This window comes from Aeromonas sp. QDB56, from assembly GCF_027705505.1.
Lineage (GTDB): Bacteria > Pseudomonadota > Gammaproteobacteria > Enterobacterales > Aeromonadaceae > Aeromonas > Aeromonas caviae.
In genome coordinates, this window is sequence record NZ_JAPDBZ010000032.1 from 1 (window position 1) to 25,407 (window position 25,407).

Below are 25,407 nucleotides of genomic sequence, written 5' to 3' on the forward strand. Positions count from 1 at the left end.
CGGTATAACCTGGCCAGAAGGAGGTAATATCAATATGATGCACGGCGACAGCAGGGTGATGGTGGTGGTGTGTTTGGCGACAACCAGTTTACCAGCACCCTGTCTGTCAACTTCCACTTTCCCAGGATCCCGCGAAGAACCTTTTTTGTGGGCGGTTGCAGGCGGCGCGATCAGGGGCGGGCCGAGGGCTTGGCATAGGGTTGCAGCACCAGCCCCAGCAGGCGATGGAGGTGGGCGAGCTGCTCGATGAGATGGAGATTGAGCCAGAGGTAGCCGCCAAGGGTGGGGTCGTGTCCCTGGCCTGGTGCCTGGCTTGCGTCCCCATCGAGCCGGGCGGCGGCGGCTTGCAGGCGGCCGATGGCCTGGTCGGCCGCCGTGGTATCGCCGCTCTTGAGCATGAGGGCGAGTTCGGTGAGCACCGACTCTGTCGCCTGCTGGCAGGCGCGAAGCCCCGGGTGGCTCTGCATCAGGAAGTGGCTCTGGCGATCCCGCCAGTAGGTGTTGGCCAGCATCTCCAGGGTGCAGACGCTGTTGCGAAGGGTGGTCTGGGTCGCCTCGAACAGCGGGCTGCCAAGGCGGGTCTCCTTGACCGCCGGGGCCAGCAGGGGGCGCAGGCTGACTATTTTGGCGAGCAGGCGGGCATGGCTTCGGGTGAGCCTGGGGCGCTCCAGCACGTTGGGGGAGAGGTGGGTGTGGTAGAGCCGCCCGGCCTGCTGCAGGGTGTCGTGCATCTGCAGACGCCAGTGGGTATAGGCCCGCTGGGGGTAGATGCTGCAAAACAGCAGGGCCAGCACCGACCCCAGGATGACGTCGCCGCTGCGCCAGAGCGCGGTCTCGATGTCCCCGGGCACCCCGCCGACGATGACCCCCAGGGTGATGCCGATGAGCAGCCCCACATAGGGGCGCTTGCCGAGCGCCAGGTAGCCGCACAGGAACATGATGGCGCAGCACCAGGCCAGCATCAGGGGCAGGGAGTAGAGCTCCAGATAGAGGGCCACCACCCCGCAGGCGGCGCCAAAGACGGTGCCCACCACCCGTTGCAGGGCGCGCGACAGCACGTTGCCCCAGAACGAGATGGGGCCCATCACCACCACCAGGGTGATGAGGGGCCAGGTGCTCTCCGGCAGCTTGAGCTCCCGGGTCAACAGGAAGGTGAGGGTGAAGGCCAGGGCGATGCGCAGGCCGTGGACCAGGCGGTAGCGGCCATAGATGAGCAGATCTAAGCGGGAGAGCGGGGCATTGAGGCGCAAGGGCGTTCTCTTATCTCGGGTCAGGGTTGTGAGGATAGCAAGGGGGACGGCATTCGCCTTGACCTGCGTCGTTTCCCCGGTTCATACGGGCGCACCTGTCGGCAGGCGCACCATGACCCGCTCGCCGGGGGGAAGGGCCGCGCTACCCGGCGCCCGTTCGATGCGGCAGTTGGCACTGTCGTGGCCCCCATCCACCGGGCGCACCAGCAGGGTGCCAGCCTCGTCCTGACTGAGCAAGCCGGGCACAACGCCCTGCTCTGCCGATGGGGGCAGGGCCGCCAGCAGCCGGGCGCAGAGGCGAAGGGGCGGTGGGGCCTGACGGGGTTCGTGCGGGGGCAACCGGGCGCAGATGAAATCGGCGATGGCCTCCAGATCCTCGAAGGGGAACCGGGGCAGGGTCGTGGCCTGGGGAGTGTCGCTCACGAGGGCGACGATGTCAGGATCATCGGGGAAGAGCAGGGGCCGGCCGATGGCGGCGCGATACAGCTCCACCTTGGGAAAGCGCCTGTGCTTGAACCCCTCGACCAACAGCAGATCCAGGGCGCTCGTATCGAAGCGGGCCAGCAGCGCCTCGAAGGGGGGCTCCCCCTCCGGGGTCTCCCGGATCAGGGCGTGGCGCCGGTCGGAGGCCGCCATCACCTGGGTGGCGCCCGCCTGGCGCAGGCGGTGGCTGTCCTTGCCGGGCTGGTCCATGTCAAAGGCGTGATGGGTGTGCTTGAGCACCCCGAGGCGCAGACCGCGCGCCACCAGGCGCGGGATGAGGCGCTCCAGCAGGGTGGTCTTGCCGGTGCCGCTCCAGGCGACGAAGCCGAGCAGGGGCAGGGGGCTCATGGCGCGCTCCCTTCCCGCAGCCTCGCCTCCCAGGCGGCGAGTTCGGCCGGGCTGTTGAGGTTGACGAAGGCGTCGGGCAGATCGGCAAAGGGCACTACCGCCATCCGGTGGCGGGCAAACCAGGCCCCGGTCTTGCGCTCCCCGTCCGCCAGCGCCTGGCTCAGGGAGGGGCGCAGGGCGCGGCGCAGCAGGGCGACCACGGGCTGGAGGTGCTCCCCGTCGTGGGCCACCACCAGATCGGTGTCCGGGGTGATGGCGGCGCGAAAGCGGGTCATCAGATCAAGGGGCAGGGCGGGGCCGTCACAGGGGACGAACAGCACCCAGTCATGACGGGCCGCCGTCAGCCCCGCCAGCATGCCGGCCAGCGGCCCCTGGAAGTCGGCCTGCGCGTCCCCGATGACGGGAGCAAGTTGCCGGTAGCGAGCCTGGCTGCGGTTGGCGTTGATCAGCACCTCGTCGACTTGGGGGCGCAGGCGGGTCAGCACGTGCTGGATCAGGGGAGTGCCCGCGAGGGGCACCCAGCCCTTGTCATCGCCCCCCATGCGGATGGCGCGACCGCCCGCGAGGATGACGCCGCTGACGAGAAAAGCGGGGGAAGAGGAAGGGGTCATGGTGCTCCGTTGCTCGCAAAGGGATGCCCACAGGGGCGTGTCGGGATCTTGCGCCAAGGCGGGCGCGGGAGCAACCTTCGGCTGCCCCGGCAAAGGCGCCTTTGGCCGCAGGGTTTGTCCAAGCTCACAAAACCGGATCGGCAAACGTCATATGATCCCCAGCATTCTGAGCCTTGCTCTCCTGCCTGATGGCAACTTCATGTAAATCAAAGAGAATGACTATGGCTACCGGACAATATCTGCTGTGGAAAGATGCACAGGGTCACGATTTTCGCCCCGTTGCGCTGACGGGCACCAATCTGCTCAACGATCGCAACCTCAACAAGGGCACCGCCTTCACCGAACAGGAACGGGCCGATTTTGAGCTGGGCGGCCTCTTGCCGCCCCAGGTGCAGACTTTCGAAGCCCAGCTGGAGCGGGTCTATGAGGCCTTCTTGAGCGCCTGCAGCGACATCGAGAAGTACCAGAACCTGCGAGCCTTGCAGGATCGCAACGAAACCCTGTTCTACGCCCTCCTGTCCCGCCACGTGGAGGAGATGACCCCCTACATCTACACCCCGACCGTGGGCAAGGCGTGCCAGGAGTTCAGCCACCGCTTCCAGAAGCCGCGCGGCCTCTACATCACCCCGAAGAACGTCGAGGATATGGGCTCTCTCGCCCGCCACATGGATGCCAAGGCGGTGCGCATCATCGTCGTGACCGACAGCCAGGGGATCCTCGGCATCGGCGATCAGGGGGTGGGGGGCATGGGCATTCCCATCGGCAAGCTCGCCCTCTATACCCTGGGGGCGGGCATCCATCCCGCCTGCTGCCTGCCCATCGCGCTGGACGTGGGCACCGACAACCAGGCGCTGCTGGATGACCCCATGTACCTGGGTCAGCCCCACAGGCGCATTCGCGGCAAGGAGTACGATGACTTCATCGACAAATTCGTGACCGGGGTCAAGCGCCACTTCCCCAACGCCGTGTTGCAGTGGGAGGACTTCAGCAAGTCCAACGCCTTCAACAACCTGGCCCGCTACCAGCAGGCGCTGCCGTCGTTCAACGACGACATCCAGGGCACCGGGGCCGTGGTGCTGGCGGGCATCATAGGGGCCGTCAAATCCAAGGGGGAAACCCTGGGCCAGCAGCATTACCTGGTCTACGGGGCCGGGGCTGGCGGGGTCGGGGTGGCGGATCAGATCTGCGCGGGGATGATCCGCGAGGGGCTTGACCCGCAGGCGGCGCGGGATCGCATCTACATCCTGGATACCCAGGGGCTGGTGTGTGACAACCGCGAGGGGCTGGATGAGTACAAGCGTCGCTACGCCAAGCCGGGCCTCTTGCTGGCCCAGTGGGATCTGCAGGGCAAGGCGGGGCTGACCGAGGTGCTGCGCCACGTGCCCATCACAGTGCTGCTCGGCACCAGCGGCGCCGGTGGCGCCTTCCAGGAGGAGCACATCCAGCTGATGCTGACCCACTGCGAGCGCCCTATGGTGTTCCCCCTCTCCAACCCCACCGCCAACTGCGAGGCCCTGCCGGAAGACATCTTCCGCTGGAGCCAGGGGCGCGCCATCGTCGCCACCGGCAGCCCGTTCAAGGACGTGCACCATGAGGGGCAGGATTATCGCATCGGTCAGGGCAACAACGTCTTCATCTTCCCCGGGGTGGGGCTGGCGGCCATCGTCAGCCAGATCCGCGAGATAAGCCCGGACATCTTCACCACCGCCGCCTTTGCGCTCGCGGAGTGCGTGAGCGAGGCGGATCTCGCCCGGGGCACCGTCTACCCGAGGATCAGCGAGCTGCGCAACATCTCGGTGCACGTGGCGACCGCGGTGCTCAAGGATATCGTGCGCCGCGACCCCTCCCACCCGCTCATCGGTCAGGATCTGCAAGAGCACATCCTGAGCCATATGTGGGAGCCGGTCTACCTGCCCTATCGCCGGGTCTGAGGTGCGACCTGCCCGCACGTGTCGCGGACATGACGATGCCATAGAAACAGAGAGGGTGGCCCAGGCCACCCTCTCTGTTTTCCGCCCTGCTGTGTGTGCGGGGCAGGACGCTGCCACCTATTGAGCGGGCGGGGGCACCAGGCGGTCATCGACGCTGCCATCGCCTCGAAGCTTGTTGCCATTGGCGTCGACTTGCCATTGGCGTCGACGGCGTCCACGCCGTTGTCATCCACGCTGCCATCGCCTCGAAGCTTGTTGCCATTGGCGTCGACGGCGTCCACGCCGTTGTCGTCCACGCTGCCATCGCCTCGAAGCTTGTTGCCATTGGCATCGACGGCGTCCACACCGTTGTCGTCCACCCGGCCACCGGCATGACGCTCCCCGCCGGCATGCTTGTCGCCACCGCCGTGGCGATCGCCACCGGCATGTTCGCCCTGACCACGGTCATCGCCGCCGTGGCCACTGTCGTCCCCGCCATTGTTTCCGTTATGGCTACTATCGCCTCCATTTCCGCTATTGTTTCCACTGTGGCTACTATTGCCCCCACCGCCGCTGTTGCTGCCCCCGCCGCCGCTGTTGCTGCCCCCGCCGCCGCTGTTGCTGCCCCCGCCGCCGCTGTTGCTGCCCCCACCGCCGCTGTTGCCGCCTCCGCTACCACTGTTGCCGCCGCCATCCCCCCCTTTGTTGTGCACGATCAGCCCATTGGCCACATAGCTGTGGCTGCCATCGAGGATCAGGTTGAACAGCGCCGTGGCGGGCGGGGCATCAACCCAGAAGAGGGAGGCCACCGGCAGTTCGACAGGGTGCGGCGCCAGCGCCAGGTTGCCCGCGCTGCCCCCCTCTGACCAACCCAGCAGGTGCATGCCGGTAAAGAGCGGCAGCACGGCGAGGGCCGGGTTTTCGGTGCGGGTCATGGCCGGTGCGATGGCCGCCCAGCCCCGGGTGGTGAGGAAGGGGTGCTCGGCGGTAAAGAAGGGGGGCAGATGATTGAGCCCGTAGAGCCTGCGCGCCCCCAGCGCCACCCGCTCGATGGCCTGGATGCGGTTGCTCTGCCCGTGCCTGTCCCGCACCCGATCGCCGACCCGCAGGGTCTCGATGGGGCGTTCGCAGCCATCGGCCATCAGGATGCGGGTACCGGCAATGAAGCAGGATTTGGCATGGGCCTGGTTTGCCTGCCACTGGTGGTGGTCGAAGTCATAGCTCAGCGGGGTGGCGAACAGGGCCAGGGCGATGGCCGAACCCAGCAGCAGCCGGCGCTGGCTGGGTTTGAATGAGGGCAGTGACATGGGGAACTCCTTGTCGGTGTGGGGTCACGCCTTCGAGTATAGAGAGGGGGTTGGGGCGATATCTGCGTCGACCAGTTGAAAGCCTTGTCATGTCAACTCGCCGGAAAAACGATTGGCGTTGGCCATAAAAGTGCGTAAAATCGCTTCCTCGATGCTTGTAGCAGCGAATCCCGCCTAAAAAGCCAGTTTCATGCCCTCCCCAAGCAGTAAAAGGCAACACATGACGCCGTTTGGCCCGTTGGCTGCCTTGAAAACGTCTTGTGATGACTGAAAAGTGTCAAATATCCCTGTCAGTTATCAAAAAATTAAGGATACCCATGTTTTCCTTGGTCAAGCAAAGCGTCGCCGGGCTGCAAATTCTGTTTGTCGCCTTCGGTGCCATGGTGCTGGTGCCCCTGCTCACCGGTCTGAACCCCTCCATGGCCCTGCTTGGCGCCGGTGTAGGCACCCTGCTGTTCCAGCTCTGCACCCGTCGTCAGGTGCCGATCTTCCTCGGCTCCAGCTTCGCCTTCATCGCCCCCATCATCTATGCCACCCAGACCTGGGGCCTGCCCTCCACCATGTTCGGTCTGTTTGCCGCGGGCTTCATGTATTTCATCCTGGCGGCCATCATCCGCGCTCGTGGCATGGGCTTCGTGCACAAGCTGCTGCCCCCGTGGTCATCGGTCCCGTCATCATGGTGATCGGCCTGTCGGTGGCTCAGGTAGCCTGCAACATGGCCATGGGCCGTGCCGGCGGTGAGCAGGTGGTGCCTGCCACCACGGCGCTGACCCTGGCGGGGATCTCGCTGGCGGTCACCCTGATTGCCGCCGTGTTCTGCAAGGGCTGGATCAAACTCATCCCCATCCTGTGCGGTGTCATCGCCGGTTATGTCTCTGCCGTGCTGATGGGCCAGGTGAGTTTCGACGGCATGGTCAACGCCCCCTGGCTGGCGCTGCCCCACTTCGAGACCCCGGAGATCAACTGGGCCGCGGCCCTCTTCATGCTGCCGGTGGCCATCGCCCCCTGCATCGAGCACATCGGCGGCGTGCTGGCCATCGGCGGGGTGACCGGCAAGGACTACACCAAGGATCCGGGCCTGCACCGCACCCTGGCCGGTGACGGCATCGGCGTCTGCTTCGCCGGTTTCATCGGTGGTCCCCCCGTCACCACCTATGCAGAAGTGACCGGCGCCGTGATGATCACCCGCAACTTCAACCCGGTCACCATGACCTGGGCCGCGGTGTTCGCCATCATTCTGGCCTTCTTCGGCAAGTTCAACGCCCTGCTCACCTCCATCCCCATGCCGGTGATGGGCGGCATCATGCTGCTGCTGTTCGGATCCATCGCCGCCATCGGTCTCAAGACCCTGGTTGAGTCCAAGGTGGATCTGGGGCTGTCCCGCAACATCGCCATCGTGGCGGTGACCCTGACCGTGGGTGTCGGCGCCCTGGAGATGAAGATTGGCGACTTCGCCCTGGCGGGCGTGGGGCTGGCCTCGGTGGCGGCCATCCTGCTCAACCTCATCCTGCCCCAGCACTCCGAAACGGGTGCCATGGAGAGCGCCAAGGATTAAACGCCTGGCTTGCTGTACGTTGAGATGATGAAAAAGAGGCCACCTTCGGGTGGCCTCTCTCTTTTTGCCTGCGTACCACTGAACCCGGGCTCCCATGTGAAGCGGCTACATTCAGGGGCACCATTGACGGGAGAGGACGAAAGGATGAAGAGGGCATGGATCCTGGCCCTGCTGGGGCTGATGGGGAGCGGTGCGGCCGAGGCCGGTGCGGTGCGCTACGAGGTCGAAGGCAAGCCGTTCGAGGGCTATTACCTGGCAGGTGCCGACAAGGATGCCCCTCTGGTGGTGCTGGTGCACGACTGGGACGGGCTCAACGGTTACGAGATCAAGCGGGCCGAGATGCTGGTGGCCCTGGGCTACAGTGTCTTTGCCGTAGATTTGTTCGGTGCCGGGGTCAGGCCGAGCACGGTGGAAGACAAGAAGCGCCTCACCGGGGCCCTTTATCAGGACAGGACCAGGATGCGCACCCTGCTGCAAGGGGGATTGGCGGAGGCGGGCAGGCAGGGGGGGCGGCTCGACAATGCGGTGGCCCTCGGTTACTGCTTCGGCGGCGCCGCCGTGCTGGAGCTGGCCCGCAGCGGGGCGGATCTCAAGGGGGTGGTGAGCGTACACGGCGGGCTGGAGACCCCGGCCGGGCAGGACTACAAAGAGGTGAAGGGAGAGTTGCTTGTCCAGCACGGCAGCGCCGACGAGGCGGTCTCTCTGGGTCAGTTTGCGGCGCTGGTGGCCGAGCTGGAGAGCGCCGGGGTGAAGCACGAGGCGACCAGCTACAGCGGTGCTCCCCACGCGTTCAGCGTCTTTGGCTCGGACAACTACCGCGCCGATGCCGATGCCAAGTCCTGGCAGCGTTTCACCGGTTTCCTGAAGGAAGTGACCGGCTCCTGAGGGGGCCGGCTCACGCAGGCCATGGCAGTGCCATGGTTTTTTTTATGCCCGTTTTTCGCCATCTCAGGGGAGGGCGAGCACCCTCACCCACATGGCCCCCTTGCCCACCTTGCTCCGTGGGCCCGGGGTGAGCTGGCCGCTTTCGGGGTCGATGGCATGCAGCGCCACCTCATGGGATTGCTGCCCGGTCGCGATGAGCCAGTGGCCGCTGTGGTCGATGGCAAAGCCCCGGGGACAGGCCTCGGTCGGGAAGTGGCCGAGGGGGATGAGGGCGCCATCTTGGGGGGATACGCCGAACAGGGTGAGCAGGCTGCTGGCCCGTTCGCTGGTGTAGAGAAAACGTCCATCCGGGGTCAGGTGCAGGTCGGCGCCCCAGCGCTCCCCCTCATAGCCTGGGGGCAGCATGTCCAGGCTCTCGCGCGCCACTATCTGTCCATCCGCCTCCCTGTGGTAGCGATTGAGGGTGGCATCGAGTTCGTTGAGGCAATAGAGATCGCCGTTGTCCGGGTGCAGGGCCAGATGGCGGGGCCCGGCGCCGGGGGCGGTGTGAATGTCCCCCAAGGGATGGGGAACCAGCTTCTCGTCCACCAGGGCAAAGCGGCGCACCCTGTCCTCTTTCAGGCAGGCCACCAGCAGCTCCTGCTCCCCGTTTTGCCCCGCAAGCCAGGTGACCGAGTGGGCCGCCATCAGGTGGTCGAGACGCTGGTGAGGGGGCTGCATCCGGCCCGCCTGATCCTGGCGGGAGACGGTGACGTGGTTGAAGGCGTAGGAGGCGGCAAAGAAGAGGCGGCCGCTGCCGTCCATGCAGGTGTGGGAGGCGCTGCCCTCGAGGGGCGCCGAGGTCGGGGCCCCGAGCCGCCCATCGGCGGCGATGGGGAAACTCAGCACCCGAAAATCGGGACGCACCCCCGCATGGAGCCAGCGCCGGTCCGGGCTGATGACCAGGGGCTGCACCTCGCCGCCGGTCTGCACTTCCTGCAGCGGGGCGAGGGTGCCTGCCTCGAGGCGAAACACATGGATCAACCCGCTCACCGGGTTGGCCACATAGACCACTTGTTGCATTGCATCTCCTTTGCGACGGCCATCCGTCGGGTCAAGGGAAAGGGGAGTCCCGGCGTCTCAGGCGGGGATCAGGATCTCGCGAATGACGGGCACCACTGACAGTACCAGCAGGGCTGCCATCACCTGGTTGAAGCGGCGACGGGCAAGATCGTTTGCCAGCCAGCGCTTGAGCAGGGAACCGCACAGGAGCCAGAGTCCGACGCAGGGGAAAGAGACGATGAAGAAGGTCAGGGCGATGACGAGGTGCTGCTCAAAGGGGTCGCTTCCCGCGCTGGTGAAGGCGGCGATGGCACCGGTGGCAACCACCCAGGCCTTGGCATTGACCCACTGGAACAGGGCACCCTTGAAAAAGCCGAACGGGCGGGTTCCGTTGCTGTCAGCCATCCCGTCCGTCGGGCGGGCGATGAGCCAGGCAAGATAGAGCAGATAGAGGGTGCCCGCGCACTTGATGAACATGTGGAGTTCGGGGAAGCGGGTAAAGAGCTGGCCAAAGCCCAGCCCCACCAGCAACAGCATCAGGGTGAAGCCGACGCAGATCCCCATGAGCAAGGGCAGGCTCTTGCGTATCCCGATGCTGGCGCCGGCGCTCATCACCATGATGTTGTTGGGGCCGGGGATGACCGATGCCGAGATGGCAAAGAGCACCACAGCGTAGAGCGAGTCCATTGGGTTCCTCGTGCAGACAGTCCGTTGTCTTCCCTATATTGGGGGCGATCTGCGCTTTCCAAGGCGGGGGGCGGGCAGAAAAAAACAGGCCCCGTGACGGGGCCTGTGAAGCGGGCGGGATCAGACGGGCTGGTTCCCCGCCGGCGGCAGCGCCGGGCGGGATTCCACCTTCTGTTCGTCTCCCTGCATGTTCTTGATGTAGACGTCCATCTGGTTGAACGCGATCTCGATGCCATGCTCGCGGAACAGCACGTCGATGCGGCGGTTCAGCTCGTCGATGGCCGGGTTGCGATCCCCCAGCTCGCTCACGAAGAAGCGCAGCTCGTGATCCAGTGTGCTGGGTCCGAAGGTGAGGAAGTAGACGATGGGGGCCGGGTCTTTCAGCACCCGGCTGTTCTCCATGGCGGCCTGCATCAACAGCTTGCGGGTCAGATCCAGATCCGAGCCATAGGCCACCCCGACCCGGGCGATGACCCGGGTGACGGTGTCGGACAGGGACCAGTTGATGAGCCGCTCTATCATCAACTGCTGGTTCGGGATGATCACCTCCTTGCGGTCGAAGTCGGTGAGGGTGGTGGAGCGGATCCTGATCTTGTTGACCGTGCCCGAGATGGTGCCGATGGTGACGGTGTCGCCGATCCGCACCGGGCGCTCGAACAGGATGATGATGCCTGAGATGAAGTTGGAGACGATCTGCTGCATGCCGAAACCGATACCGACCGAGAGACCGGCGGCCAGCCACTGCAGCTTCTCCCACTGGACCCCCAGCATGGCCAGCGCCGTCAGGCTGCCCACCCCGATCAGGGCGTAGTTGAGCATGGTGGTGAAGGCATAGGCCGTGCCTTGGGCAAGGCGCAGCTTGGAGAGCACCAGCACCTCCAGCAGGCCCGGCAGGTTGCGGGCCAGCGACAGAGCCGCACCAAACACGAAGAGGCCGGTCAGCACGTCGCTCAGGCTGATGGGATAGAGCACGGCGTTGGCCCCGGTCCCCTCGCTCTTGTGCCACAGCACCACGCTGTCGAGGTAGGTGAAGACCGCCACCAGATCAGACCAGAGCCAGTAGAAGGCGACGCCGAACACCAGCAGCAGCATGATGCGGGTCAGACGCAGGGACTGCTGGCTGACCTCTTCCAGATCCATGGGCTGCTCTTCGATGGCTTCGCCCCCTTCCGCATCCTCCTGGGTCTTGTGTTCCCGCTTGGCGACCGCGCGGCGATAGGCCAGACGACGGGCCGCCAGCTCAAGACCGCGCAGGGCGGTGCGATAGACCAGACCCCAGATGATGATGAGGTAGAAGGACTCGATGAGCCTGCCGGTGAGTTTCAGGGCCGTGTAGTAGTAGCCAAGGGCTGCCAGCACCATCAGGGCCACCGGCGCCAGCGCCAGGGCGACGGCGGTCAGGGTCTGCAACATGCTCGCCTCGCCCTTGATGCGGGCGCGGGAGATGGGCAGCACCAGGTAGGCGGTCAGCCCCAGCAGCAGCATGGTCATGCCCTGGCCGATGACGTCGTTGCCAAGGGAGGAGGGCTCCACCACCGCCTTGGTCGACAGCATGATGAGGGGCAGCAGGGGCAGCCAGAGGTAGCGCATGCTGTTGCGCTTGGCCTGCAGCTCGTCCCGCGGCATGCGGAAGTGGGTCTCGCCGATGCCCCCTGGTCGCATCACCGACAGGTAGACGCTGAACACCAGGTAGCCGAGGGCCAGGTTCAGGGTGATCTGGAAAATGAGTTTCGGGCTCAGCAGACCGCAATAGGCGAGCAGCAGGCCGGCGGCCAGGATGAAGAGGGTGCCCGGCAGGCGTTGCAGCACGGTGAACAGCAGAGCACGGGGGGTGTGCCACTGGCTGTCCTGACGAAAACGTCCCAGATCCTTGACGATCTTCTTCTGGCGCTCGAGCAGGGTGCCGCGCTTCCACAGCAGCAGGCCGCCCACCAGCAGCAGCGGCAGGGAGAGCAGGGAGACCGCCAGCAGCATGTCGCCCCAGCCGCTCCAGTCCGGTTTCAGCACCCAGTCGGAGGCCTGCTTGAAGGCCTGGGCCGGCCAGGTGATGAACCACTTGGCATCGATGGGCTTGTTGCTGCTCACCCAGAAGATGTGCTGCTGCAGGGTGAACTCGATGGAGGCATAGACCCGGGTCAGCTGCTGCTGGGTCAGTTGCAGGCTGATGGCGTTGGTGAGCTGGGCATCCATCTGGCGGTTGAGCTGATCCAGCAGGCCGATGCGTGTGTCGATGAGCTTGGCAAGGCTGGCCCTGTCTTCGTCGCTCACCGTCTCGCCGCTGCTGGCGATGAGGTTGTCCAGATACTGGTTCTTCTGGAACAGCTGGTCACGCTGCTGGCTCAGTTCGAACTGGGCCAGGTGCAGGTCGGCGATCTGCTCCTCCAGGTTCTTCACCAGGGTGGAGGGGGCCGCTTCCAGTTGCTGGTAGAGCTGATAGAGGATGCGCGAGAGCAGCAGGTTGCCCTTGAGCATCTGCACCTGTTCGTTGAGGTTGCGCTCGGTCTGGGTGCCGCGCTCCAGCATGCTTTTCGCCTGAAGGTTCTTCTGGGCCAGGGTGTTGAGGCTGTTGGTGGAGCTGATGAGTTGCTGGCTGAGCTGGTAGTTGAGCTCCTGCTCTTTTTGCACCAGGGGGTTGTCTTCGGCGGCCACCAGTTCGCCGGTCTCTTCGGCGGTCTTTTCGGTATCCCCCAGGCGCTTGGCGCTGCTCTGCTCCTGCAATGCCTGCAGTTTCTGCTCTTCACTGGCGAGACGGGCACTCTGGTAGTCCCGTTGCTTGACCACCAGATCCTGCATGCTGGTGCGGTTGTCCAGCTCCTTTTGCAGGTTGGCCAGTTGCAGATCCAGCAGGGCCAGTTCGGCATTAAGCTTCATTTTCTCGGCGCTGCTCACCCCGTCCCCGGCGTTGAGGCGGGTGCGGATCTCCTGGCTGCGCTGATAGGCGCGGCTCATGCTGGCCTGGGCCCGCTCCGGCAGGGTCTGCAGGTTGGTGATCTGGCTGCCGATGGTGCCAAGGGCCTCCTGGGCCGCCTGCATGTTGGCCATGATCTCGGGTTGGCGGGCATCGAGCTCCGCCAGGCTCATGGTGGCGTATTCGCTCTTGAGCTGCTCCGGGCTCTTGCCCTGGGTCAGGGCGTCGAGCTTGGCGCCGATCTCCTTGAGCTCTGCCGGCAGGGTGCGCAGGCGTTCGCTCTGGGTTTTGGCCTTGCTCTTCTCCTTGTCGATGCTGTCGAGGAGGGAGAGGGTGTCAGTCAGGAACTTCTGGTCCGCCTGCTGGCTGGCCGTGGGGGTGTCCGATTTGCCGAGGGCGTCGAGCGCCCGCTGCACGGTGGCGCGCTGGGGCAGATCCTGCGCCAGGGTGCTCGGGGTCCAGAAGGTGATGAGTAAACAGAGCAGCGGCAGCAGGGTGGCCGAGGCTCTTTTGAAGCGTGTTGAGAGCATAAAGCGTCCGGGTGATTATGCGATGTTCGGGGGATTTTCCACCAGGGTAAAATCCGCGTGGATTCTAGCACCGGCGCAAGAGGGGCAGCAGGGGGAGAGATAAAAAAAAACGGCGCCCGCAGGCGCCGCTTTCATCGGTTCAGGACTGATTACAGTACGTGAACGGAGGCGGTGTTGGTGGTACCGCTCGGTACCAGGGCACCGGAGACCATGACAACCACATCACCCTTCACGCCCATGCCGATTTCCAGCGCGGCTTCTTTGCCGATGCGATAGAAGTCGTCGGTGGAGGCGATGGAGTCAACCACGTGAGCAACCACACCCTTGGTCAGCACCAGCTGGGCAGCGGTCTTCTTGTTGGTGGTGATGGCCAGGATCCAGGCTTTCGGGAAGTACTTGCGGATGGCCTTGGCAGACTTGCCGCCTTCGGTGGCAACCACGATCAGCGGGGCGTCCAGCTTCTCGGAGGTCTCGACCGCGCCTTTGCAGACCGCTTCGGTGATGCGCAGCTTGTTGCTGTCGTTGGCAGCAGACAGGTTGGACGGCATCACGGCATCGGTACGCTCGCAGATGGTGGCCATGATGGTCACGGCTTCCAGCGGGTACTTGCCCTTGGCGGACTCACCGGACAGCATGACTGCGTCGGTACCGTCCAGAATGGCGTTGGCCACGTCGCCAGCTTCGGCGCGGGTCGGACGCGGGTTCTTGATCATGGAGTCCAGCATCTGGGTGGCGGTGATGACCACTTTGCGGGCTTTGTTGCACTTCTCGATGATCATCTTCTGGGCGAAGATCACTTCTTCTACCGGGATCTCGACACCCATGTCGCCACGGGCAACCATGATGCCGTCGGAGACAGCCAGGATCTCGTCGAAGTTGTCCAGGCCTTCCTGGTTTTCGATCTTGGAGATGATCTGGATGTTCTCGCCGCCGTGGGCTTTCAGGTGCTCACGGATTTCCAGCACGTCTTCTTTCTTGCGAATGAAGGAAGCGGCAACGAAATCAACGCCTTGCTCGCAACCGAAGATGAGGTCGCGCTTGTCTTTCTCGGCCAGGGCCGGCAGCTTGATGGAGACGCCCGGCAGGTTGATGCCCTTGTTCTCGCCCAGGTCACCGTTGTTGAGCACTTTACAGATCACTTCGCGCTCGGTGATTTCGATGACGTCCAGGCCAATCAGGCCGTCGTCAACCAGGATGCGGTTGCCGACGCGCAGGTCGCTGGCAAAACCGGCATAGGTGACGGCGACTTTGTCTTTGTTGCCCACCACGGTCTGGTCGGTGGTGAAGGTGAAGGTCTGGCCGGCGACCAGGGAGACGTCGTTGCCGCCTTCGAGCTTGATGGTGCGGATTTCCGGACCCTTGGTGTCCAGCAGGATGGCTGCGTGCTTGCCGGTTTCGGCCATGACAGCGCGCAGGTTGCTGATGCGACCACCGTGTTCGGCGTAGTCGCCGTGGGAGAAGTTCAGGCGCATGACGTTCATGCCGGCATCCAGCATCTTGCCCAGCATTTCTTTGGATTCGGTCTTGGGACCGATGGTGCAGACGATTTTGGTCTTTTTCATGTCAGTCTTCATGGTTAAGGAATTTCCGCCGTGCAATATACACCAGTTTTTGGATACTTTTTATGATCCAGAAACAACGTTTTGAGCGAAAACGGCCTCAATTTGAAAGATAACGTTTTCGCTCACAGCTCATTTTAGGGGCTAAAATAATTGATTTTCCGCAACTGAGGCCATTTGGTTCCCATTTCTGGCCCCGCATCCTGCCCGATCCCATGTTGTTAAATGACAAACAACAGGGCCCCATTACGGCGGCGATCCGGCCCGATGCCGTTGGCCGTCATCCAGTGTAGTCACTCCCTCCCGCGGCGTCAGGGCGAAGCAATGCAGGGCAGGAGCCGGTTGGCCTACAGCGGAAAAAACGCCGCCCCTCCCGGCACGCCGGGAGGGGCGGCAGCCCTCTGGATCAGCCGAAGAACCAGTAGCCGCGGTTGACCAGCCGGGTCAGCAGTTGCAGGAAGCCCGCCTGATCGGCCAGTTCCACCAGCGCGTCCTGGGTGATGATGTCCTTGTCGCACAGGAGCGCGATGGCGGCCGGATCCTCGCTTGGCAGGGTCCAGGCTTCGCCGTCGATGTAGCAGGTGCGGCTCTCGCCGCTGAACCAGACGCTGCGCAACCCCGGCACCTTGATGGCGGGCTCCCCCTGGCTCAGCAGGTCGGCCACCTCGTCGGCGCTGTAGTCCGGCTCCACCGGATTGACGTCCAGATCGTGCTTGGCCTCGGAGATCATGGTGCCGAACCACTCCTTGAACAGGGTCTCGTCGTCGAGGGCCTGTTGCATCAGCTCCCGCAGGCGGTGCAGCTCATGGGGCTGGATCTCCCCGTGGCGGGCGCGGGGCTGGAGGTCCGGGTCGCCGTAACGTTCGGTGCGGATCTCGTTGTCGATCAGGTGATCGGCAAAGGAGGAGACAAGGGCCTTGGCGTCCGGCGCGCGGAAACCCACCGAGAAGTTCAGGGAGGGCTCGATGGCGTAGCCCTCGTGGGGGAATCCGGGCGGGATGTAGAGGATGTCGCCCGGCTCCATGATGACGTCGATGATCGCCTCGAACGGCTCGCAGTGCAGCAGGGCCGCGTGGGCGGCGAACTCGTTCAAGGGCTTGGCATCGCCGACCCGCCAGTGGCGCTTGCCCTGACCCTGGGTGATGAAGACATCGTAGTTGTCGATGTGGGGGCCGACACCGCCGTGAGGGGTGGAGAAGCTCACCATCACATCGTCAAAGCGCCAGCCCGGGATGAACTGGAAGGGCACCGCCAGCTCGTGCACCTCGGGTACCCAGTGGTTGCACGCCTGCACCAGCACGGTCCAGTTCTCTTCCCCCAGGTGATCGTAGGATTCGAAGGGGCCGTGGGCCGCCTCCCACTTGTTGTTGAAGCGGGTGACCAGGCGCGATTCGATCACCTCTTCCATGGCCAGACCCGCCAGCTCGTCCGGGCTGATGGGATCCTGAAAGTCGGTGAAACCGCCCTTGATGAGGAGCGGGCGCTTCTGCCAGTAGTGCTCGAGGAAGTGAGCGATATCCAGATTGAGTTGGTACATGGTGCTTCTCGTATCTTGTGAGAGGGCTTGCCCAAGGCGGGCTTGGGCAAGGGCTCTGAAATGGCCCGATAGAGGGTGATCATATCAAATGGGCCAAAATCAACGGGGGCCCTGCCGTCATGACAGAGCCCCCGCCGGTTCGGTTACATCACTTATTTCAGCAGATCGACCAGACGCTGGGCGTCGCCGATGTAGTTGGCCGGGGTCAGCTTCTTGAGCTCGACCTTGGCCGCTTCCGGCAGTGCCAGGGTGTCGATGAAGGTGCGCATCCCTTCGGCGTCGACGCGGCGACCACGGGTCAGCTCTTTGAGCTTCTCGTAGGGCTTCTCGATGCCGTAGCGGCGCATCACGGTCTGGATGGGTTCCGCCAGCACTTCCCAGTTGGCGTCCAGATCGGCGGCCATGGCGTCCGCGTTGGCTTCCAGCTTGGAGATGCCCTTCAGGGTCGCCTGATAGGCAATCAGGGAGTAACCCACCGCCACACCCAGGTTGCGCAGCACGGTCGAGTCGGTGAGATCACGCTGCCAGCGGGAGATGGGCAGTTTGCTCGCCAGGTGCTGGAACACGGCGTTGGCCAGACCCAGATTGCCTTCGGAATTCTCGAAGTCGATGGGGTTGACCTTGTGGGGCATGGTGGAGGAGCCGATTTCGCCGGCGATGGTGCGCTGCTTGAAGTGGCCCAGGGAGATGTAACCCCAGACGTCACGGTCAAAGTCGATCAGGATGGTGTTGAAGCGGGCCAGGGCGTCGAACAGCTCGGCGATATAGTCGTGGGGCTCGATCTGGGTGGTGTAGGGGTTCCAGGTCAGGCCGAGAGAAGTGACGAACTCCTCGGAGAACTGGTGCCAGTCCACATCCGGGTAGGCGCTGATGTGAGCGTTGTAGTTGCCCACGGCACCGTTGATCTTGCCCAGCAGCTCCACCGCCATGATCTGCTTGAGCTGGCGCTCCAGACGGTAGGCGACGTTGGCCATCTCCTTGCCCATGGTGCTCGGGGTCGCCGGCTGACCGTGGGTACGGGAGAGCAGCGGCATGTCTCGGTACTCGACGGCCAGGCGCTTGATCTCGCCGATGAGCTTTTCGCAATAAGGCTTGATCACCTCTTCCCGGGCGGTCTTCAGCATCAGGCCGTGGGAGTTGTTGTTGATGTCTTCCGAGGTGCAGGCGAAGTGAATGAATTCGCTGACGGCGGCCAGCTCCGGGTTCACTTCCACCTTCTCTTTCAGGAAGTACTCCACCGCTTTCACATCATGGTTGGTGGTGCGCTCGATCTGTTTGATGCGGGCGGCATCCTGCTCGTTGAAGTTGCTGACGATGCCGTCAAGCACGGCATTGGCTGCCTCGCTCAGGGCAGGGACTTCCGGGATCCCGGCGTGGCTGGCCAGTTTTTGCAACCAGCGCACCTCGACTTCGACGCGAAAACGCAGCAGACCGAATTCGGAGAAGATAGGGCGCAGGGCATCGGCCTTGTCGCCATAACGACCGTCAATCGGGGAAACGGCAGTCAGCGCGGACAGCTCCATGGGGTGAACTCCTGATGATTGGTGTGGGGGTTAAAATCGTTTGGCCAGTTCCACCATCTTCTTGCGGGCGAAGATGATCTGGGTACGGCTGCCGCCGAGCTGGCGCCACAGCACCACGGCGCGGATGCCTGCGAGCAGCAGGGCGCGCACCTTGTGCTGCACCAGGGGCTGCTGCAGGAACAGCGGGGTGCCCGCCACCTGGATGCGCGGCCCGATGGGGCTGATAAGGTCGCTGTAGATGCTCGCCATGTTGGCCAGGATCTGCTCGTCGAGCAGATCGAAATGCTGTTGCTGGCGGCCGATCTGGCTGATCCGCTCCCCCAGCATGTTGAGGATGTCCTTGCGCTTGGCGAGCTTGCGCTCCAGCGCGATCAGGCTCACCACGTAGCGGGTCAGCTCGGCATTCTTCTGGCTGCCGTCGGCCCCCAGCTGTTCCACCAGGGCGCGATAGCCGTCGCGAATGGCCAGGTGGCTGCCGAACACTTCCAGCGGCTGCGTGGGGTTGGTGACCAGAATGCTTTGCAGGCTCTCGCGCAGGGAGGCTTCGTCGCAGGAGCCGTCACGGGCCACTTTCTGCACCAGATAGGCGGCCTGGCAGATGCCTGCGAAGGCCATGGTTCTGTCTTGGAATTTGTCGCTCATATGTTCACGGCCCTGTTCTGTTCGTTCACCGGCTGATGCCGTCGCAGGCCATGATCCGGCCCTGGAATTTGTCGCTCATATGTTCACGGCCCTGTTCTGTTCGTTCACCGGCTGATGCCGCCGCAGGCCATGATCCGGCCCTGGAATTTGTCGGTCATACGTCGCTGCTTTGTGCCTGTATTACTCTGCTGCTTCTTTCTTTGTCCCTTCTCCCGCGAGGGGAGAAGGGAGTACAGCGCGGACGCTCGTGAGCGCCCAGCCCTTAGACCGGATGGCTGAAACGTTGTTCGATGATGCCACCGCCCAGACACACTTCCCCGTCGTAGAAGACGGCGGACTGGCCCGGGGTCACCGCAGCCTGTTTCTCGTCGAAGATGACCCGGATGGTCTCATCGTCGATGGGCTGGATCAGGCAGGGGATGTCTTCCTGACGGTAACGGGTCTTGACGGTGCAGCGGCGCGGCGCGCGAATGGGGGTGCGATCCACCCAGTGCAGCTGGCTCGCGACCAGGCCGTCGGAGTAGAGGCGGGGGTGTTCCCCTTGCGCCACCACGAGCGTGTTGCGCTCCACCTCTTTGTCCACCACGTACCAGGCCTCTTCGGTGGCATCTTTGCGACCGCCGATGCCAAGCCCCTTGCGCTGGCCCAGGGTGTGGTACATCAGCCCCTGATGCTCGCCGATGATCTTGCCGTCCACGGTTTCGATGGGGCCGGGCTGGGCGGGCAGGAACTTGGCCAGGAAGTCCTTGAACTTGCGCTCACCGATGAAGCAGATGCCGGTGGAGTCTTTCTTCTTGGCGGTGATGAGATCCAGCTGCTCGGCGATGCGGCGCACCTCGGGTTTTTCCAGATCCCCGACCGGGAACAGGCTCTGACCCACCTGGGCTTCGCTCAGGGTATAGAGGAAGTAACTCTGATCCTTGTTGGTATCGAGGCCGCGCAGCAGGCGCGGGCGGCCGGTGCTGTCGTCACGGCGCACATAGTGGCCGGTGGCGATGTAGGTGGCCCCCAGCTCTTCGGCGGCAAACTCCAGGAACGCCTTGAACTTGATCTCCTTGTTGCACAGGATGTCCGGGTTCGGGGTGCGACCCGCCTTGTACTCTTCCAGGAAGTGTTCGAAGACGTTGTCCCAGTATTCGGCGGCGAAGTTGATGGTGTGGAGTTTCATCCCCAGCTTGTCGCAGACGGCCTTGGCATCAGCCAAATCCTGGGCGGCAGAGCAGTACTCGTCCGTGTCGTCTTCTTCCCAGTTCTTCATGAACAAGCCTTCGACCTGATAGCCCTGCTGCTGGAGCAGGTAGGCCGAGACGGAAGAATCCACGCCGCCGGACATGCCGACGATCACCTTGATTTGGCTGTTGTCTGTCATTAGTCGAAGTTACCAGTTCGTTTAAACGGGGCGTATTCTACCAGAGTTTTGCGCCCCCGGTCACATCTCCCTGCCGCCGTTCCCCTTGGAAGCCCGGCGGCGGGAAATCGTTTTTCTTGTCTCGGTCCCATAGCGTCAAAAAGAGCGTCCAATGGCGCTTAGATGAAGGCCTTGAGGGCCGACAGCGGCAAGCGGGTGCCTGCCAGATAGTCCTGGATACACTGCCACACCAGAGGGCTTCGCAGGGCGGGCTTGCACTCGGCAATCTCCTCTAGGCTGAGCCAGTGACAGGCCAGTACGTCACCGTCGGGATCCTCTGGATGGTGCTGACCGGGCGACTTTTCAAGGTCGAAGATGACGGCGGTGCGCACAAAGGTGGCCTCGCTGTCCGCCGGTTTGAAGAGGTAGACCCCGAGCCAGCCGGTGGGCGCGGCGGTGAGTCCGGTCTCCTCCTTCAGCTCGCGGCAGGCCGCCTGGATGAGATCTTCTCCCGGCTCCACGTGGCCGGCGGGCTGGTTGAAGCGGCGCTGGCCCGCAATCTCCTCTTCCACCAGCAAGAAACGCCCTTGCCAGTGCACCAGGGCGGCCACGGTGAGGCGGGTGGGCAGCGGTGGGTGATCGCTCATAAGGACTCCTTGTCTTGTTGACTGTGCCCCGGCAGGGGCGTTCGATGCAGATCCGCTGTCGCCTTCATTCAGAGGGCTTGGTGCGAGCCGGACGGCGGGCGGTGGTGCGCCCGCCGCTGCGATTGCCGGGGCGCGGGTCTGTCCCGCGGCGGTCCCGCCCCTGGGGTGGATCCTGATCTGTTGGCCGGGCGGTGCGGGGGGCACTGCGGCCAGTGCCCCCGGCTGCGGCGGATGCCCGTGGTTTGCCTTGCGTGGCGGCTGGTCGTGGCGCGGTTGCCAGCTCGGGGGCGGGCAGGGCGCGGCTCTCTCCCGGCGCCAGACCATCGAGGGTCCACTCCCCGATGGCGTAGCGGATGAGGCGCAAGGTGGGGTGGCCAATGTGGGCGGTCATGCGCCGCACCTGGCGGTTGCGCCCCTCCACTATTTTGATCTCCAGCCAGCAGGTGGGGATCTCCCTGCGCTCGCGTATGGGCGGATTGCGTGGCCACACCGCAGGGTCATCCATGATGCGCGCCCCGGCGGGCAGGGTCATGCCGTCGTTGAGTTCCACTCCGGCGCGAAGAGCGGACAGTTTCTCCTCGCTCGGGATGCCTTCCACCTGCACCCAGTAGGTCTTGGGGGTCTTCTCTCCCGGCTGGGTGAGGCGTGCTTGCAACTTGCCGTCGTTGGTGAGCAGCAAGAGCCCTTCGCTGTCTCGATCCAGCCTGCCCGCGGCATAGATGCCGGGCTCTTTGATGTAATCCTTGAGGGTCTCGCGGCCCGCCTCGTCGGTGAACTGGCAGAGCACCATGTAAGGCTTGTTCAAGAGCAGCAGCTTGCGATCCACCGGGGCGGGGGCCGGTTTGCGCTCGTTGACTCTCCCTGGGTGCCGGGCCTCCCGGTGTTGGGATGGGTGCACCGTGGTGGGCCCGCTGGCCGTGCGGCCTGCGTCAGGGCGGGCGGAGAGGGAGAGACGGGGACGGGCTGATTTCATCGCATGCCTACCAAAAACAGGGGATGGCGGAGTGTACCACAGGGGGCGGCCATCAGGGGGAGAGCGGGGCTTACCTCTCGGGTCAGGGGGAGGCGGTGTCCGGCGCCAGTGCGAGGGAGAGGCGCAGCATGTCCTTGTGCTGGATGCCGTGCTCCATCAGGGGCTCGGGATAGTGGATGAGGAAGTGATCCTTCACGACGGCATGGACGCGAAAGCCGTGGCGCTGGTAATAGGTGAGCTGGTGGCCGAAGCTGCCGGTACCGAGTTCGACGCGGCCTATCCCCTTCCCGGTCAGGTTCGCCAGCACGAAGCGCAGCAGGCCGGAGCCGATGCCCTGCTGCTGGCGGTTGGGGGCAACGGCGATGTTGAAGATCTCGGCGGTTTGCTCCCCCACCAGGCCCGCCACGCAGGCCCCCACGACCTCGTTGTCCGCCAAGGCGGCAAAGCCCCAGGCCCCGGGCAGGTAGGCGGCGATGCGCGACGCGGCGGGATCGGCCTCCAGCAGCAGGGCCAGCGGCAGGTGAGCGGGGTTCATCTCGACAAACGTCATCCTTGTTTCTCTTCCTGTTTGTGACGGCGCGTGGCGCGCAGCACGATGGCGGGCTTGACCGATGTGGTGGCTCGGGCGGCGTTCCTCTCGCACGGCATCTCGCCCGGTGTGGATGCCACCAGCCGGATCAGGGTCGGCCACTGCTGCTTGCCGTGGGCACGCCCTTGCCCCTGTGCCCCGATAGGGTTCACCCGCGTCTCAGTGGGCGTCATGCCGGGGAACAGGGGGGCTGGTCCCCGGGATCGGCGCCGGGCGGTTGAGCAGGAAGACCACCTCGCCCCGGTAGTGGGGGGAGGCGGCCAGTGTTGTCTGCCAGGCGGGATCCCACTCCCCATCCTGCACCAGCCCTACCTTGAACGGGATGGTCAGGTGCGCCATGGCGGGCAGATAGGCCTGATAGCCCGGCACCGTACGCGTGCCCTGATAGGTCTGGATCACCAGCTCGTCCACGGGCAGGCGATTGAGCTCTGCCACGTCCCCCGTTTTCGCCCAGTCGAGCAGCCCCGTCACGCTGAGCTTGCACTCGGGAGGCAGGGCGCGCCGCAGTTGTTGCAGGGCGTTGCCATAGCGATCGAGCTGGCGGGTCGCCGCATCGAAGTCGATCTGGATGCCCGCCACCCTGGCCCCGGCCGCGCGCCACCCCTCGTAGAGGCGCACCAGCACCTGCTCGTGGGCGGGGGAGAGGGGGAGGGCGTTGACACGCACCACCAGCCAGACCTGCCCGGCCTTGAGGGGGGAGGGAACACGCCCCAGCTTGACGAAGCGGGGGCCGCCGGGCCTGTCCAGGATCTCCCCCTGATGCAGATAGAGGGTGCTGGCCTGTTCCAGTACCGGCTGGTGGCGGGTGGCGGACCAGAGCCAGAACCCGTGATAGGCGCTGGCATCGACACTGGCCTCAAGGGGGGTGGCCAGGGCCGTCAGCAGCAGCGCCAGCAGGGCGCGCTCAGGGGGTCTGCTCATGGCTCACCAGTAGTATTTGAGGGATCTGGCCCACACCGAGTTGCCATAGCGCTGCTTGAGGGTGTTGAACCAGGCCTGCCGGGTGCGTTTGGGGATCTCCTGGCTGTCGCAGCTGTTGTAGCCGGAGGGGGCATAGCACTGGATGGCGCGATAGAGGGCATAGCTCTTGTCTTCGGGCTCCGCCTTGGGGTTGGCCATCACGGCCTGATAGAGGGCGAGGCGACTCGGGAACGTGGGACGCTCGTCTTGCGCCAGCCCCCAGATCATCTCGCGATCCTGCCACAGGTCGATATGGGGATCCCGGCTGCGCAGGTATTCCCCGAAGCAGTTGAGGGCATGACCATCGTCGGGGCGCTGCACCAGGGCGCCAAGGGTCTGGGCCAGATCCCGGCAGTGGTAGCCCTGGGGCGTCCCCTCTCCGCGCCACTGGAACGCCGAGAGGCGCACATCCCCGTTGGGCACGGGCTCCCAGGGCGCGTCGGCGGGAGGGGTCGCCTCCTTGTAATCGGCGGGGATGAGGGCCACATCCTGCAAGAAGGTGGCCGGGTCGCTGGCGATGAGATCCCGCACCAGCAGGGTATGGAGCGCAATCTGCCGCTCCGCCGCGCTCGGGCCCTGACTGGCTTGCTGGCGCAACAGGGCGGGTTCGGCCTCCTGCTTGAGCACGGCCGCGCGGATGCGCAGCTGGGTGATGGGGCTGCCCGGCTGGAAGATGGCGGCCGTGTTGCCGGTGCGCACCCAGTGATCCGCCAGCACGTTCTCCACGAACGCCTGCTGGGCCTGACCCAGGGGGGAGGCCACCAGTGCCATCAGGGCCTGCTCGGCCTTGTCGAAGGCCTTCATGCCCTGCCAGGCCCAGATGCGCAGCATCTGGTGGCTGAATGCCAGGGTGGCGTCCTCCTGCCCCGGGGAGGGCAGGGCCAGCACCTGCTCGAACTGCTTGACCAAAAAGAGGGCGTAGGCCTTGAGATAGGCCGCCTGCGCCTGGTGACCGGTTTTTTGCAGGTGCGCGATGGCGTCGTCCAGCTGGGCATCTTGCCAGTCCCGCGGCCGCTCATAGGTCGGTCTGAGACCCCGCAGGGCATTGACGAACAGCAGCGCCGGCTGGGCCGAGTCCTGATAGGCCGCCTGATGGCGATAGGCATCGCCACTGAGCAGGGTGAGATCGATCTCGTTGACCAGGGCCTCCAGCGCCGGCAAGGGCTGGCGGGTTGCCATGGCCTCGTCATAGGCATCCCGCAGGGCGCCGAGATCACCGGACATCCACTGGATGCGTCTGAACAGTCCTCTGGTCGAGCTGGCGTAGCGCCCTTGCGGGTAGGCCACCAGATAGGCCTGGCCCTGGGCCATGGCGCGGCGAAGGGCCTCCTTGTCGCTCCTGGTCACGTCCTGATCGCCGTATTCGTCCTTCGCCTCCTTCATCGCGAGGTTGATCTCCGTGCGCATCACCATGTAGGTCGCGCTCTCGGCCACCCAGGGGGCCTTGGCCTGCTGCAAGGCGGCAAAGCCTGCGCGGGCCTCCTCGAAGCGGCTCTCGTAGAAGTGCCGGGCGGACTGCAGATACCTCTGCCACTCCAGGGCAGCATCGCTCATTTCGGTCGCGGGGGCCGGGCTCTCCTGTTGTCCCAGGATCAGCAGACGGCTTCGCAGCAGCGACGTGCGCTCCGGGGCGGGCACCCCGCTCTGCTCGAGGGCGTCCAGAAACGCGCTGACCGAGGAGAGGGAGTTGGAGATGGCGTGGCCGTAGAGGGAGTCGTGGCCCGCGTAGTGCTCGAGCAGCGGTGGGAGGGACGGGTCGTAGGCGGCCAGCCGGCTGCCGAGCTGCTCGCGCAGCGCCGGGTCCTCCACCTCCTCCGGCTGGGGGAGGCGGGTGAGGTAGAACAGCGGCTGGCTGCGCTCGTTCAGCGGATCTGCCGGCAGGGTGAAGGGCAGGGGGTGATGCTGGGCATCCCCCAGCAGCATCAGCAGGTTGCCCCGGGTGTCGTTCTCGTTGAGATAGAGCGGATAGGTGGGGAGAGGGCAGTCGGTGAGCCAGAAGCCGCACCCGTCACCGTCACCGGAGGCGAGGGCGGGCAGTGCAACCAGCGTCATCGCCAGCACCGAGCAGTGGGTCAGAGATGTCATGGGATCGCTATCCGTTTGTGGGCCCGCGC

Annotated in this window: 19 protein-coding genes and 2 pseudogenes; 3 read left to right on the plus strand and 18 right to left on the minus strand. The window is 64.7% G+C overall.

Annotated elements, in window-relative coordinates:
• Positions 1-170: 170 nt before the first annotated feature.
• From OKB81_RS07475 to mobA, 3 genes are all read right to left on the minus strand, one after another.
• Positions 171-1,250, minus strand: a complete 1,080-nt coding sequence (locus OKB81_RS07475) for an FUSC family protein (protein WP_270667840.1) — start codon at positions 1,248-1,250, stop codon at positions 171-173.
• An 81-nt stretch (positions 1,251-1,331) separates the two neighbouring features.
• Positions 1,332-2,081 carry a molybdopterin-guanine dinucleotide biosynthesis protein B gene (mobB, locus tag OKB81_RS20860; protein WP_053288259.1) on the minus strand — a complete coding sequence of 250 codons (750 nt, stop codon included), beginning with the start codon at positions 2,079-2,081 and terminating at the stop codon, positions 1,332-1,334.
• Positions 2,078-2,692 (minus strand): molybdenum cofactor guanylyltransferase MobA, encoded by a 615-nt coding sequence (gene mobA, locus OKB81_RS07485; protein ID WP_270805188.1) that lies wholly within the window; start codon positions 2,690-2,692, stop codon positions 2,078-2,080. Before mobA ends, mobB begins: the two co-directional genes overlap by 4 nt.
• A 221-nt stretch (positions 2,693-2,913) precedes the next feature.
• Between mobA and OKB81_RS07490 the strand changes: the two genes are divergently transcribed.
• Complete coding sequence (locus OKB81_RS07490; RefSeq protein WP_270667843.1) at positions 2,914-4,623, plus strand: NAD-dependent malic enzyme; 1,710 nt, start codon at positions 2,914-2,916, stop codon at positions 4,621-4,623.
• Positions 4,624-4,764: 141 nt separating this feature from the next.
• On the opposite strand, the pseudogene OKB81_RS07495 reads toward OKB81_RS07490, so the two are convergent.
• Positions 4,765-5,909, minus strand: a pseudogene (locus OKB81_RS07495) (Hint domain-containing protein); the annotation flags it as partial.
• A 317-nt stretch (positions 5,910-6,226) separates the two neighbouring features.
• Here OKB81_RS07495 and OKB81_RS07500 point away from each other — a divergent pair.
• Together OKB81_RS07500 and OKB81_RS07505 are read left to right on the plus strand one after the other, a co-directional pair.
• Positions 6,227-7,464 (plus strand): annotated as a pseudogene (locus tag OKB81_RS07500) (uracil-xanthine permease family protein).
• Positions 7,465-7,608: 144 nt separating this feature from the next.
• A complete protein-coding gene (locus tag OKB81_RS07505; protein WP_139700757.1) occupies positions 7,609-8,349 on the plus strand; it encodes a dienelactone hydrolase family protein in 741 nt (246 codons plus the stop codon).
• A gap of 63 nt (positions 8,350-8,412) precedes the next feature.
• Here the strand turns inward: OKB81_RS07505 and pgl are convergent, their stop codons facing one another.
• The 14 genes from pgl to OKB81_RS07575 all read right to left on the minus strand — a co-directional run bounded on the left by pgl (position 8,413) and on the right by OKB81_RS07575 (position 25,378).
• A complete protein-coding gene (gene pgl, locus OKB81_RS07510; RefSeq protein WP_270671101.1) occupies positions 8,413-9,411 on the minus strand; it encodes a 6-phosphogluconolactonase in 999 nt (332 codons plus the stop codon).
• 57 nt (positions 9,412-9,468) lie between these two features.
• A complete protein-coding gene (locus tag OKB81_RS07515; RefSeq protein WP_270667846.1) occupies positions 9,469-10,077 on the minus strand; it encodes a LysE family translocator in 609 nt (202 codons plus the stop codon).
• A gap of 120 nt (positions 10,078-10,197) precedes the next feature.
• The gene (gene mscK, locus OKB81_RS07520; RefSeq protein ID WP_270666562.1) at positions 10,198-13,515 is read right to left on the minus strand and encodes a mechanosensitive channel MscK; all 3,318 of its coding nucleotides are present in this window, start codon (positions 13,513-13,515) and stop codon (positions 10,198-10,200) included.
• A gap of 149 nt (positions 13,516-13,664) precedes the next feature.
• Positions 13,665-15,077 (minus strand): pyruvate kinase PykF, encoded by a 1,413-nt coding sequence (gene pykF / locus OKB81_RS07525; protein WP_010673615.1) that lies wholly within the window; start codon positions 15,075-15,077, stop codon positions 13,665-13,667.
• 403 nt (positions 15,078-15,480) lie between these two features.
• Entirely contained in the window at positions 15,481-16,611 is a 1,131-nt protein-coding gene (locus OKB81_RS07530) for a ribosomal protein uL16 3-hydroxylase (protein ID WP_010673616.1), read from the minus strand.
• Positions 16,612-16,763: 152 nt separating this feature from the next.
• On the minus strand, positions 16,764-18,134 hold the full coding sequence (gene purB, locus OKB81_RS07535; protein ID WP_270666560.1) for an adenylosuccinate lyase: 1,371 nt from the start codon (positions 18,132-18,134) through the stop codon (positions 16,764-16,766).
• 30 nt (positions 18,135-18,164) lie between these two features.
• On the minus strand, positions 18,165-18,776 hold the full coding sequence (gene hflD / locus OKB81_RS07540; RefSeq protein WP_010673618.1) for a high frequency lysogenization protein HflD: 612 nt from the start codon (positions 18,774-18,776) through the stop codon (positions 18,165-18,167).
• 262 nt (positions 18,777-19,038) lie between these two features.
• On the minus strand, positions 19,039-20,145 hold the full coding sequence (mnmA, locus tag OKB81_RS07545) for a tRNA 2-thiouridine(34) synthase MnmA (protein WP_010673619.1): 1,107 nt from the start codon (positions 20,143-20,145) through the stop codon (positions 19,039-19,041).
• Positions 20,146-20,303: 158 nt separating this feature from the next.
• Positions 20,304-20,771, minus strand: a complete 468-nt coding sequence (locus tag OKB81_RS07550) for an NUDIX hydrolase (RefSeq protein WP_039039255.1) — start codon at positions 20,769-20,771, stop codon at positions 20,304-20,306.
• Between the two features lie 64 nt (positions 20,772-20,835).
• Entirely contained in the window at positions 20,836-21,744 is a 909-nt protein-coding gene (locus tag OKB81_RS07555) for a pseudouridine synthase (protein ID WP_270666557.1), read from the minus strand.
• An 82-nt stretch (positions 21,745-21,826) separates the two neighbouring features.
• Complete coding sequence (locus tag OKB81_RS07560) at positions 21,827-22,294, minus strand: GNAT family N-acetyltransferase (protein ID WP_270666555.1); 468 nt, start codon at positions 22,292-22,294, stop codon at positions 21,827-21,829.
• A complete protein-coding gene (locus OKB81_RS07565) occupies positions 22,291-22,485 on the minus strand; it encodes a hypothetical protein (protein ID WP_053288269.1) in 195 nt (64 codons plus the stop codon). Before OKB81_RS07565 ends, OKB81_RS07560 begins: the two co-directional genes overlap by 4 nt.
• Before the next feature lie 7 nt (positions 22,486-22,492).
• A complete protein-coding gene (locus OKB81_RS07570; RefSeq protein ID WP_270666552.1) occupies positions 22,493-23,254 on the minus strand; it encodes a DUF3142 domain-containing protein in 762 nt (253 codons plus the stop codon).
• Positions 23,255-23,257: 3 nt separating this feature from the next.
• Positions 23,258-25,378: a hypothetical protein gene (locus OKB81_RS07575; RefSeq protein ID WP_270666550.1), complete on the minus strand. Its 2,121-nt coding sequence runs from the start codon at positions 25,376-25,378 to the stop codon at positions 23,258-23,260.
• Positions 25,379-25,407 lie beyond the last annotated feature (29 nt).